Genomic DNA, 12,349 nt, shown 5'->3' on the forward strand with positions numbered 1-12,349 from the left:
GGGGTATCTCCGGGTAGGGGCGTGGTCCGGTGTCTATGAAGGAACCGTGCCATCCCGGATTCATGTTTTCGAATCAATGGCTTATGGGGGATATGACGGAACCGGCCTGTCTTCTGCCGGACAGCCCTGTTGTCCCGCTGTTGCCCGGCAGACAGTCAGGCCGGCAAGCGCTGCAACAGTTCGGCGGCGCGCAGAACCACGGCGTACTCGCCGTGCAGGTTGGCCAACGCCATCGCATGCACCTCGTCGGCGCTGCGCGGGGTGCCGTGGAAATCGGGCTTGGCGAAGGTGAAGCAGGCGTCGGCCACTACCCAAGTCTGGAAGCCGAGGTTGCCGGCGCTGCGTGCGCTGGCTTCCACCGAGTTCTCCGTGGCTACCCCGACGAGCGCCACCTGGCGGATGTCGCGGACATGGAGCCAGCGTTGCAGGCCGCTGTTGATGAAGGCGTCGGGAACGTTCTTCTCGAACACCGCCTCGTCGTCGCGCGGCGCCAGCGCTGGCTGGAACTCCACGCCAGGCTGGCCGGGCGCGAAGGGCGAGCCGGGCTGCCGGGATACGTGCCGGACGTGCACCACCGGCCAGCCGGCGGCGCGCCAGGCGGCAAGCAGTTCGACGATGCGCGCCTCGGCGCCGGGATTGTTGCGCGGCGGCAGGTCGTGGCGCTGCATGCCGCGTTGCAGGTCGACGATCAGCAGGGCGACCTGGGACCGTGCGGAGCGCTGGGCATCGTCATTCATCGGGAATTCACCGGAGGAACTTGAGATCGTGCAGGGTGCTCCAATATTTCCCTTTGGTGCAATCCATCCTTCCTTCTCGAAATGCAGTCGAGGCGTGCGATGAAATCCGATGAGAAAACCCTGATCGACGGCCTGTTCAGCCGCCTGCGCGAGGCCGAGGGGCAGTCCGCTCCGCGTGACGCCGAGGCCGAGGCGCAGATCAACCAGCACCTGGTGCGGCAGCCGGCGGCGCCGTACTACATGGCGCAGGTGGTGCTGATCCAGGAAGCCGCGCTGAAGCGCCTCGACCAACGGGTGAAGGAGCTCGAGGCGCAGGTCGCCCAGTTGCAGCAGAGCCGTCCGAGCAGCGGCGGCTTCCTCTCCGGCCTGTTCGGCGGCGGCGCGCGCGACGAGCCGGCGCCGAGCCAATCGGGGCGCCCGGTGGGCTGGGGCGAGACGCGTTTCTCCAATCCGGCGGCGGCGGCCGGCGACATGCGTCCGGGTATGGCGCCCGCCGCGGCGGCCGCGCCTTCGCGGGCCAGCGGCTTTCTCGGCGGCGCGCTGCAGACGGCCGCCGGGGTCGCTGGCGGGATGCTGGTGGCCGACCTGCTCACCGGCATGTTCCGCCACAGCCAGCCGCAGGAAATCGTCGAGGTGATCCAGGACGTCCCGGTGGATAACCTCGACGCCAGCCAGTTTGCCGATCCCGAGCCGGCGCCCGAGCGCTTCGCCGATAGCGACTATCCCGCCGACGGCGGTTTCGCCGATGGCGATTTCAGCGACAGCGACTTCAACGACGACTCCAGCTTCCTCGGCGACGACGATTTGTTCACCTGACCGTTAGGGTTGCGGGCCGTGGGCTGCGATAATGGTGGCCCACTGCCGTCGTTCCGGAGTTCCCCTTGAGTCGTCCCGAGTCGCCCGCGGCGAAGAAGATCGCTGTCTTCGCCGATGTGCAGAACCTCTACTACACCGTGCGCCAGGCCTACGGCTGCCATCTCAACTACGCCGCCCTGTGGGCAGACATCGCTCGCGGCGGGAGCATCGTCGAGGCCTATGCCTACGCCATCGACCGCGGCGACCCGCGTCAGCAGCAGTTCCAGCAGATTCTGCGCAACCTCGGTTTCACGGTGAAGCTGAAGCCCTACATCCAGCGTGCCGACGGCTCGGCCAAGGGTGACTGGGATGTCGGCATCACCATCGACGTACTGGATGCCGCGCCGCGGGTGGACGAAGTGGTGCTGCTGTCCGGTGACGGCGACTTCGATCTGCTGCTGGAGAAGGTCATCCGCGCCCACGGCGTCGTGGCTACGGCCTACGGGGTGCCTGGCCTGACCGCCAACGCGCTGATCCGAGCGGCGTCGCGCTACGTGCCGATCGAGGGCGGACTGCTGCTCAAGGGCTGACCGGCCGCGCTCCAGAGGACGATGGGAGACGGCGAATCCGCTAGAATGCCGTCCGTTTCCTTTTTTCCGAGTCGCTCATGACGTTCGCTTCCCTCGGTCTGCTCGACCCCCTGCTCAAGGCCCTCGAAGGGCTCGGCCACGGCACGCCTACGCCGATCCAGGCCCAAGCCATACCCCCGGCGCTCAAGGGCCGCGACCTGCTCGCCGCAGCACAGACCGGCACCGGCAAGACCGCCGGTTTCGCCCTGCCGTTGCTGCAGCGGCTGACCCTGGAGGGGCCGCAGGTCGCTGCGAACTCGGTGCGTGCACTGGTCCTGGTTCCGACCCGCGAACTGGCCGAGCAGGTCCACGCCAGCGTCCGCGACTACGGCCAGCACCTGCCGCTGCGTACCGCGGTGGCCTACGGTGGGGTCAGCATCAACCCGCAGATGATGAAGCTGCGCAAGGGAGTGGATATCCTCGTCGCCACTCCCGGGCGGCTGCTCGACCTGTATCGGCAGAACGCGGTGAAGTTCGCCCAGCTCCAGGCGTTGGTGCTGGACGAAGCCGATCGCATGCTCGACCTCGGTTTCGCCCGCGAGCTGGACGAACTGTTCGCCGCGCTGCCGCGCAAGCGCCAGACCCTGCTGTTTTCCGCGACCTTCTCCGGCGCCATCCGCACGCTGGCCCGTGAACTGCTGCGCGACCCGCTGTCCATCGAGGTCAGTCCGCGCAATACCGCGGCGAAGAGCATCAGGCAATGGCTGGTGCCGGTGGACAAGAAGCGCAAGGCCGAGCTGTTCTGCCACCTGTTGCAGGCCAATCGCTGGCGCCAGGCGCTGGTCTTCGCCAAGACCCGCAAGAGCGTCGAGGAACTGGTCGGACTGTTGCAGCGGCAGGGTATCGCCGCCGACTCGATCCATGGCGACAAGCCGCAGCCGGCGCGGCTGCGCGCCTTGCAGCGGTTCAAGGCCGGCGAGGTAGACCTGCTGGTAGCCACCGACGTGGCCGCGCGTGGCCTGGATATCGAGGAAATGCCGCTGGTGGTCAACTTCGACCTGCCGATCGTCGCCGAGGACTACGTGCATCGCATCGGCCGTACCGGCCGTGCCGGTGCCTCCGGCCAGGCGGTGTCGCTGGTCTGCGCCGACGAAGTGGAGCTGCTGGCGGCGATCGAAACACTGATCGGGCAGACCCTGCAACGCCGCGAGGAGCCCGACTTCGAGCCGGAGCACCGGGTGCCGCAGACCGCACCGGGCGGCGTGGTGCTGAAGAAACCGAAGAAGCCGAAGAAACCCAAGGCCGCGGAGAGCGTCGGCAAGCCCGGCAAGATCCACTTGGGCAGTTGGTTCGACAGCAGCGCGCCGACGGTCAAGGCGGTGCGCAAGGCACCGGGCTTCGGCGCGGGTGCGGCGGGCAAGCCGAAGAAGCGGCCGTCCGGCAAATAGCGAGGCGCTGGCGTACCGGTCTCTAGCGCCTGCCGCGCAACCAGGCCAGCGCGCCGAGTCCGGCCACGCGCCCGCTGGCGAAGCAGGCGGTCAACAGGTAGCCGCCGGTGGGCGCCTCCCAGTCGAGCATTTCCCCAGCGCAGAACACGCCGGGCAGGCCATCGAGCATCAGGTTGCGGTCGAGCGCCTCGAAGCGTACGCCGCCGGCGCTGCTGATCGCTTCGTCCAGCGGACGCGGGCGCAGCAGCGTCAGCGGCAGGCGCTTGATCGCCGCCGCCAGGCGGGCCGGCTCGGTATAGGTGGCGGCGGGGGTGAGTTCACGCAGGAGGCCGGCCCGAACCCCATCGATGCCCAACTGGCTGCGCAGGTGATTGGCCATCGACCTGGAACCGCGCGGGCGAGCCAGGGCTGCCTCGATCTGCTCGCGACGCCTGTTCGGCAACAGGTCCAGCCATACTTCGGCCGAGCCCCGTGCCTCGATCCGTTCGCGGATGGCGGCGGAGAGGGCATAGACCAGGCTGCCCTCGATACCGTCGCGGGTCACGACGAATTCGCCCTGGCGCGGCGTTTCGCCCGCCAGTCCCATGGCCACCGGTTTGACCGGAGCGCCGGAGAACTTGTCGCGAAACAGCTCGCTCCAGCCGTCGATCTCGAAACCGCAATTGCTTGGCCGCAGGGGCTCGACCTCGATGCCACGGGCGCGCAGCAGGGGCACCCAGGCGCCGTCGGAGCCCAGGCGCTGCCAACTGCCGCCACCGAGCGCCAGGATCACGGCGTCGGCGCGTATCGACAGGCGCTCGGCGGCGTTCTGGATGTCCAGCGTACCGTCCGCGTTCCAGCCCAGCCAACGGCAGCGGGTGTGGATGAGCACGCCTTGCTCGCGCAGGCGCTTGAGCCAGGCACGGAGCAACGGGGCGGCCTTCATGTCGGAGGGGAACACCCGGCCGGAACTGCCGACGAAGGTGTCGATACCCAGGCCGTGGATCCAGGCGCGCAACGCATCCGCGTCGAATTCGCCGAGCAGTGCGGCGATTTCCTTTTGGCGCCTGCCATAGCGGCCGAGGAATTGTTCCCTGGCCTCGGCATGGGTGATGTTCATGCCGCCGACGCCCGCGAGGAGGAATTTCCGGCCGACCGAGGGCATGGCGTCGAACACTTCCGTGCGTACGCCCGCCTGGCTCAGGACCTCCGCGGCCATCAGGCCTGCGGGACCGCCGCCGACGATGGCGACCTGGGGGGAAGGGGAGGATGCTTGACTGGGCATGTGGACGACGAGCGAGACCTGGGGAAACCGGCGTGCAGTGTAACCGAGGCGAAGACCGCCTCCGAGCCTTGTCGATGCCACCTGGTCCGCTCGCCGTGCGCCTGGTCAGGAACTGATCAACCGTCGCAAGGCCAGGCACGATGCGCTGCGCGAAGCGTTTTTCGCACCTTATCCACAGGCGGTTCCACACGCTTTGTGGAAATCCGCCGACGCTCGTCGCGTGGCAGGAACGGCTTCCGGTCGCGCTTGCCCGAAGGTGCGCTAGGCCTTGGCTTCGACAGCCAAGCGCCAGGTCAGTGGATCAGCGAATTGCGCTTGGCGAACTCTGCGAGGTCGACCAGCGAACCCAGGCCGAGCTTCTGCAGCAGGCGGGTCTTGTAGGTGCTGACGGTCTTGTTGCTGAGGAACAGCTTCTCGCCGATGGCCTTGTTCGAATAGCCCATGGCGAGATGCTGGAGGACGATCATCTCGCGGTCGGAGAGCAGGCCGATAAGCTCGCTTTCGGAAATGCGTTCCGGCGGGGTGCCGAGGGTATCGAACGTGAGCGAAGGAAAGAACGTGTAGCCAGCGGTCACCGCGTTCAGGGCGTTGATCAGGTTGTTCAGGTCTTCTTCCTTGTTGACGAACCCACGGGCACCGACCTGGATGCAGCGCTTGCAGAACGCCTCTGCGGATTGCGAAGTGAGTACCAGCACCTGGCTACGCAGTCCCAGGGACTTGATCCGCGAGATCACGGTCAGGCCATCGAGTTTGGGAATGCCGATGTCGAGAATCACCACGTCCGGTTCGTGCTCCCGGACCAACTGGATGGCATCCACGCCATTGTCCGTCTCGGCGACCACCTGCAGACCATGCTTTTCCAGCAGGACGCGCACGGCGAGACGGATGACGGGGTGGTCGTCGACGATCAGGACGGTATGCATAAAATTCGATTTACCTTGAGGGACCGGGACAGGGTCGGGATTCGATTTCCCGGGCGCTGCCGCCGGTGGTCATCCATGTTGGGCGCTAGGCCGAGATCGCCGTCCAGAATAGCCTGTTAAGGCGGGGCGACTCGGTTTTTCATGTGGAACCATGCTAATCCAACCGAACCTCCAAATCAGTAGGAAAATTCCCACAAAACATGGGGACTTGTCCCATAGGTCTAGTAAGGGAAACACAGCAGTATATCGCCGGTATTTCCTGGAAACCCTGTGTGGACCGTGATGAATGATTTGAATGTTCTGGTGTTGGAGGATGAGCCTTTTCAGCGCCTGGTAGCCGTCACAGCCCTGAAGAAAGTGGTGCCCGGATCGATCCTCGAGGCGGCGGACGGCAAGGAGGCGGTGGCGATCCTGGAGTCCTGCGGACACGTCGACATCGCCATCTGCGACCTGCAGATGAGCGGCATGGACGGCCTGGCGTTCCTTCGCCACGCAAGCCTGAGCGGCAAGGTCCATTCGGTGATCCTCAGCAGCGAGGTGGATCCCATCCTGCGCCAGGCCACCATTTCGATGATCGAGTGCCTGGGCCTCAATTTTCTCGGCGACCTCGGCAAGCCATTCAGCCTGGAGCGGATCACCGCCCTGTTGACCCGCTACAACGCTCGTCGCCAGGACCTTCCGCGACAGATCGAAGTCGCCGAGCTGCCCTCCGTGGCGGACGTGGTGCGCGGCCTCGACAACGGCGAGTTCGAAGCCTACTACCAGCCCAAGGTGGCCCTGGATGGCGGCGGCCTGATCGGCGCCGAGGTCCTGGCACGCTGGAACCACCCGCATCTCGGCGTATTGCCGCCGTCGCATTTCCTCTATGTGATGGAAACCTACAACCTGGTCGACAAGCTGTTCTGGCAACTGTTCAGCCAGGGTCTGGCGACGCGCAGGAAGCTGGCGCAGTTGGGGCAGCCGATCAACCTGGCGTTCAACGTCCATCCTTCGCAACTGGGTTCGCGTGCCCTGGCCGAGAACATCTCGGCGTTGCTGACCGAGTTCCACCTGCCGCCCAGTTCGGTGATGTTCGAGATCACCGAGACCGGGTTGATCAGCGCTCCTGCCAGCAGCCTGGAGAACCTCGTGCGTCTGCGGATCATGGGCTGCGGCCTGGCGATGGACGATTTCGGCGCCGGCTATTCGTCCCTCGACCGGCTCTGCGAGTTTCCCTTCAGCCAGATCAAGCTGGACAGAACCTTCGTCCAGAAGATGAAGACCCAGCCCAGGAGTTGCGCCGTCATCAGCAGTGTCGTGGCGTTGGCGCAGGCGCTGGGAATTTCCCTGGTGGTGGAAGGGGTGGAGAGCGACGAACAACGGGTACGCCTGATCGAACTCGGTTGCTCCATAGCCCAGGGCTATCTGTTCGCCCGGCCGATGCCGGAACAGCACTTTCTCGACTATTGCTCCGGATCCTGACGCCGCCGCCCTGGCCTCGGCTGCCTCTAGCCGAACGCCGGGCCTCGCGCCGGACGCGTTTCCTTTCCATACAACTGCCGGCCCTGCCGCACAGACCTTTCATGCGATCAAAACTATTCCTGCTGTTCTTCTGCCTGCTGCTGTCGGGCGGACGCCTGTTCGCCGTCGAAGCGCATCCGTCCCTGACGCTGTTCAGCCAGTTGCGCATCGAGCACGAGGACATGGCGATCGCCGAGGACGACTGGGCCTGGCTGCGTCACAAGGGTCACCTGAGGCTCGGCGCGGCGCTGGACGAGACCTCGCCCTTCAACGTCCGGCTCGACGACGAGAACTACGAAGGCATAACGGCGGACGTCGCCACGCTGGTCGGGCAGTTGCTCGGCATGCGCATCAAGGTCGTGAGCTTCGATACCCATGCGGATGCCGTGGCGGCGCTCGCTGCCGGAAAGATCGACCTGCTTGGCAGCCATTACAGCTCGGCGGGCGATTCTTCCCTGGTGCTCAGCCAACCCTACGCCCGTGACCGATTGGCGGTGTTCAAGCGGATGGGGGAAAAGCGCAACTCGCCGGAGGATCTCGCCGGACTCAGCGTGGCGGTGGCCCGGGAGCATGTCGGGGAATTGCGCCAGCGTTTCCCGCGGGCGCGTTTCGTGGTCTTCGGCAGCCATGACGAGGCCGTTGCCGCGGTGGCTTTCGGACATACCGACCTGTATCTCGACGATGTGCTCAGCGCCTACCACCGGATCAATCGGTCCTATTACGGCTACGTGAGGTTCGAGCGGTTTGCCGATGCCCGCCTGGAAGGGGGCTACGGCTTCCTCCTTCGTCGCGGCGACACGAACCTGTTGCGCGTCGTCAACTCGGCCATCGGCGCGATCAACCAGGACCGTCTCGAAAGCATCGCCAGGCGCTGGGTCGGCAGCGGTTCCCTGCCAACGGGCCAGCGTATCGCGCTGACGCCGCAGGAGAGTCGCTGGATCGCTCGCCACCCGGTGGTGCGGTTGGTCATCAACGACGACCTGGCGCCGCTGGCCTTCTTCAATTCCGACGAGACCTTCTCGGGCATCGCCTCCGACCTGCTGGACATGATTTCCCGCCGCACCGGCCTGCATTTCCAGGTCACGCCTCGCAGTGGCGGCTTCCCCGAGCAGATCGGCGTATTGGCCAGGAAGGAGGCGGACCTGGCGATCATGAGCCGCAGCAGCAAGCGCGAGGAAATGCTGCGTTTCACCCGCTCGTTCCTGTCCACCTCGTACGTCCTCGTCACCCGGGCGGACGACAAGGGACGCGCGGAGAGCCCCGGGAGCCTCGACGGCAAGCGCATAGCGATTCCCGCCGGCCATGTGGGCATGCAACAGGTGCGCGAGCGCTATCCGCAGGCCTCGATGGTGGAGGTCGGCGTCGCGCTGGATGCCATGAACCTGGTCTACGAAGGACGGGCCGACGCGGCGGTGGTGCCGCTGGTCACCGCTCGCTACTACATCGTCCGGTTGTTCCGCGAGAGGCTGGCGATCGCCGACCTGGTTCCCATCGGTGCGGCCACCGCCCACTTCGCCGTTCGCCGAGGCGACGCCGAACTCCAGTCGATTCTCGACAAGGCCTTGCTGAGCATCTCGCCGGACGACCTGAGCGATATCGTCAATCGCTGGCGCTCGCCGCCGGGAATGAGCGGCCAGACCTGGGTCGACTACATCCTGGTGATCACCGAGATCCTGGCGATCGCAGCGGCCTTGCTGCTGCTCTGCCTGGGCTGGGTCACTTATCAGCGCCGGCAGATCAGGGTGCGCGCGCGGGTCGAACAGGCGCTCAGCGACCAGTTGCGGTTCGTCGAGGCCCTGACCGACTGCATGCCTCCGCCGCTGTATGTGCGCGATGTCAACGGACGGATGCTGTCCTGCAACCGCAGCTACCTGCAGAGCGTCGGCTTGAGTTCCGAGGAGGTGATGAACCGCACCGTGCTCGAACTGCCCATGGAAAACTTCGAGACCGCTCCGGAGTTCCATCGCAGCTACCTGATGGCCATGCGCGAGGGCAGGACCATCGAGGCGGTCTACCCGGTGGCGCTGGGCGGTCGGGAGCGCTGGATCGACCACTGGATCCAGCCGTTCCGCGATTCCAGCGGGACCATCCGCGGTGTCATCTGTGGCTGGCTGGACATCACCGAGCACCGCCAGTTGATCGATGAGCTGGAAGAGGCAAAGAATCTGGCCGACGAAGCGAGCCGGGCCAAGACCACCTTCCTGGCGACCATGAGCCACGAGATCCGCACGCCGATGAACGCGGTGATCGGTATCCTCGAACTGGCGCTCAAGCGTGCCGAGACCGGTCGGGTGGACCGTTCCAGCATCGAGATCGCCTATGCCTCGGCGAAGAGCCTGCTGGAGCTGATCGGCGATATTCTCGACATCGCCCGCATCGAGTCAGGTCGCCTCAGCCTGTCGCCGAAACGGGCCAACCTGCGCGAGCTGGTGGAATCGGTGGCACGGGTATTCGAAGGCCTGGCCCGGCAAAAGCGCCTGAGCCTGGTGCTGGAGATCGATTCGAGCATCAACGGCGACGTACTGCTGGATGCCATGCGCTTCAAGCAGATCCTCTCCAACCTGGTCAGCAACGCGATCAAGTTCACCGACGAGGGCTCGATCCGCATCCGCATCGATGGCCGCCAGGTGGAGCCGTCGCTGTTGCAGGTCAATCTCTGTGTGGAAGACACCGGCATCGGTATTTCCCTGGGCGACCAGCAGCAGTTGTTCCGGCCTTTCGCCCAGGTCAACCGCAACCTGCAGAACACCGAGGGCACCGGGCTCGGCCTGGTGATCTCGCGCTCGCTGTGCGAAATGATGGGAGGGCGCCTGGTGATGAGCAGCGAGCTGGGGCAGGGTACGCGGATCGACGTCGAGCTGCGCCTGCAGGTGCTGGAACCGATCGTCGAGAACGTGCGGGCGATCCCGCTCGGCAGTCGCCAGGCGCGGCGGTTGCAGGTGCTGGTGGTGGACGATCATGCGGTCAACCGGCAGATCCTCCATCAACAGCTGAGCTTCCTCGGTCATGACGTGGAGGAAGCGGAGAACGGCCTGAGCGCTCTCAACCTGTGGCATGGGCAACCGTTCGACATGGTCATCACCGACTGCCACATGCCGCTGATGAGCGGCTCCGACCTTGCCCGCTCGATCCGCCAGGAGGAGCGCGAGAATGGCGAGGAGCCGGTGGTCATCATCGGCCTCACCGCGGACGCCCAGCCGGAGGAGATCGAGCGCTGCATCCAGGCTGGAATGAACGAGTGCCTGATCAAGCCCATCGGCCTCGATGTCCTCGAGGAGCGCCTGCTGGCCCTGGGCTTCGCCGCCGACGAGCTGCCCGTCACCATCGATGCCGAACCCGTCGCCATACCGACGGCCCCCCGTCTCTACGACCTGGATTCCCTGCATGCGCTGACCGGCGGCGAGCCGACGATGCTCAGGCGGCTGCTCGACGAACTGCTGACCAGCAACCGCAAGGACCTGGAGACCCTCGAGGGACTGGTGCAACGCCAGGAGACCGGCGAACTGGCCGAGCTGGCGCATCGGATCAAGGGCGCGGCGAGGGTGGTGCGTGGCGAGCAACTGGTGGAAAGCTGCCGGCGCCTCGAGGATGCCTGCCTCAGCCCGAACGCCTCGTTCGCCTGGGTGGAAGAGTGCGCCGTTGGGGTGAAACTGGCGATCCTCGCCCTGGACGAAAGCCTGGTGGAAGAGTGCACGGATTGACGTGGCCCGCGCCCGTTGCCCGGGCGGTAAACCAATCGTCATCGCTTTGCCCGAGGATCGGGCATGTCCAGGCGCGGAAAAGACTACACTCCGGTTGGGGAGCCTTTTCCGCGGAGCCTGACCAAAGATCGGAATACCGCCCTCGCGGGCACCCCAGCCGATTCCTGCGGTCAGATAGTCCTTCTGGAGTGCGTTGAACGAAAGGAACCAAGCGATGGCCGACCTGACCAGCCTGAGCATCGAGCATCTTCGCTCGCCACGGCTGTATACCCACCGTCTGATCCTGCGGCCCTGGCTGGTGCAGGACCGGGCCAGGTTCGCCGAGCTGAATGCCGATCCACTGGTGATGGAGTTCTTTCCGTCCTGCCTGGATCGTGCCCAGAGCGACGCGTTGCTGCGCCGCATCGACGCGCACTTCGCCGAGCACGGTTTTGGCTGGTGGGCGCTGCAGGTCAAGGGCGGCGATCCTTTCATCGGCTACGTGGGGCTGGAGGTCGTGGACTTCGATGCGCCCTTCGTACCCGCGGTGGCCATCGGCTGGCGTCTCGCCGCCGAGCATTGGGCGGAGGGCTTCGCCCACGAGGCGGCCGAGGCGGCGCTGAGCTACGCCTTCGATACCCTTGGCCTGGACCAGGTGGTGGCTTTCACCGTACCGGCCAACGAGAACTCCCTGGGGCTGATGGAGCGCCTGGGGATGCATCGCGATCCCACCGACGACTTCGAGCATCCCGACCTGCCTCCCGGCCACCGCTTGCGGCATCATGTGCTGTACCGGTTGACGCGCGAGGACTGGCTTCGCAGATGAGTCGGCCGTTTCCGAAAAGGCCTCCCATGAACGCGAACCTTCCCCCTTCCGCTATTTCCGAACTGCATGGCCCGCGCCTGCTGCTGCGCGCCTGGCGCGACAGCGACCGCGAGGCGTTCGCCGAGATGTGCGCCGACCCGCAGGTAATGGAATTCTTCCCCAGTGTGCTCGACCGCGCGCAGAGCGACGCCTTGGTCGATCGCGTCCAGGCGCATTTTGCCGAGCGTGGCTACGGGCCCTGGGCCCTGGAGCTACCGGGCGAGGCGGCGTTCATCGGATTCACCGGCCTGTTCGACGTGACCATGGACGTGCACTTCGCCCCGACCGTGGAGATCGGCTGGCGCCTGGCGCCCGCCTACTGGGGGCGTGGACTCGCCCGCGAAGCGGCGGAAACCGCCTTGGACTTCGCCTTCGAGCGGCTGCGCCTGCCCGAGGTGGTGGCCTTCACCACGCCGCCCAACCGCCGCTCCTGGGGCTTGATGGAGCGCCTGGGCATGCGTCGCGATCCGGCCGAGGATTTCGACCACCCACTCCTGGCAGCGGATCACCCGATGCGCCGGCATATCCTCTATCGCGTCGACGCGGCCCGCTGGGCGGAGCGGTGAAC

Annotated in this window: 10 protein-coding genes; 7 read left to right on the forward strand and 3 right to left on the reverse strand. The window is 65.9% G+C overall.

Going from position 1 to position 12,349, the window contains the following annotated elements; translation table 11 throughout:
* Nucleotides 1-155: 155 nt before the first annotated feature.
* Complete coding sequence (locus tag AC1RB9_RS05060) at nt 156-737, reverse strand: cysteine hydrolase family protein (RefSeq protein WP_003106834.1); 582 nt, start codon at nt 735-737, stop codon at nt 156-158.
* A 99-nt stretch (nt 738-836) separates the two neighbouring features.
* Between AC1RB9_RS05060 and AC1RB9_RS05065 the strand changes: the two genes are divergently transcribed.
* The 3 genes from AC1RB9_RS05065 to rhlE1 all read left to right on the forward strand — a co-directional run bounded on the left by AC1RB9_RS05065 (nt 837) and on the right by rhlE1 (nt 3,549).
* Nucleotides 837-1,553 carry a DUF2076 domain-containing protein gene (locus tag AC1RB9_RS05065; protein ID WP_003453924.1) on the forward strand — a complete coding sequence of 239 codons (717 nt, stop codon included), beginning with the start codon at nt 837-839 and terminating at the stop codon, nt 1,551-1,553.
* A 65-nt stretch (nt 1,554-1,618) separates the two neighbouring features.
* A complete protein-coding gene (locus AC1RB9_RS05070; protein ID WP_003093104.1) occupies nt 1,619-2,122 on the forward strand; it encodes a LabA-like NYN domain-containing protein in 504 nt (167 codons plus the stop codon).
* 77 nt (nt 2,123-2,199) lie between these two features.
* Nucleotides 2,200-3,549: an RNA helicase RhlE1 gene (gene rhlE1, locus AC1RB9_RS05075; protein ID WP_003453920.1), complete on the forward strand. Its 1,350-nt coding sequence runs from the start codon at nt 2,200-2,202 to the stop codon at nt 3,547-3,549.
* Between the two features lie 22 nt (nt 3,550-3,571).
* Here the strand turns inward: rhlE1 and AC1RB9_RS05080 are convergent, their stop codons facing one another.
* Complete coding sequence (locus AC1RB9_RS05080; RefSeq protein ID WP_003453918.1) at nt 3,572-4,813, reverse strand: TIGR03862 family flavoprotein; 1,242 nt, start codon at nt 4,811-4,813, stop codon at nt 3,572-3,574.
* Nucleotides 4,814-5,106: 293 nt separating this feature from the next.
* The gene (locus AC1RB9_RS05085; protein ID WP_003106011.1) at nt 5,107-5,736 is read right to left on the reverse strand and encodes a response regulator transcription factor; all 630 of its coding nucleotides are present in this window, start codon (nt 5,734-5,736) and stop codon (nt 5,107-5,109) included.
* A gap of 282 nt (nt 5,737-6,018) precedes the next feature.
* On the opposite strand from AC1RB9_RS05085, the gene rocR reads away from it, so the two are divergent.
* From rocR to AC1RB9_RS05105, 4 genes are all read left to right on the forward strand, one after another.
* On the forward strand, nt 6,019-7,197 hold the full coding sequence (gene rocR / locus AC1RB9_RS05090; protein ID WP_003106013.1) for a two-component system response regulator cyclic di-GMP-specific phosphodiesterase RocR: 1,179 nt from the start codon (nt 6,019-6,021) through the stop codon (nt 7,195-7,197).
* Nucleotides 7,198-7,298: 101 nt separating this feature from the next.
* Nucleotides 7,299-10,937 (forward strand): transporter substrate-binding domain-containing protein, encoded by a 3,639-nt coding sequence (locus tag AC1RB9_RS05095; RefSeq protein WP_003106014.1) that lies wholly within the window; start codon nt 7,299-7,301, stop codon nt 10,935-10,937.
* 214 nt (nt 10,938-11,151) lie between these two features.
* On the forward strand, nt 11,152-11,742 hold the full coding sequence (locus AC1RB9_RS05100; RefSeq protein ID WP_003106016.1) for a GNAT family N-acetyltransferase: 591 nt from the start codon (nt 11,152-11,154) through the stop codon (nt 11,740-11,742).
* A gap of 26 nt (nt 11,743-11,768) precedes the next feature.
* A complete protein-coding gene (locus AC1RB9_RS05105) occupies nt 11,769-12,347 on the forward strand; it encodes a GNAT family N-acetyltransferase (RefSeq protein WP_003106018.1) in 579 nt (192 codons plus the stop codon).
* The last annotated feature ends 2 nt before the right edge of the window (nt 12,348-12,349 follow it).

The sequence above is a fragment of the Pseudomonas sp. 20-5 genome, from assembly GCF_056782835.1.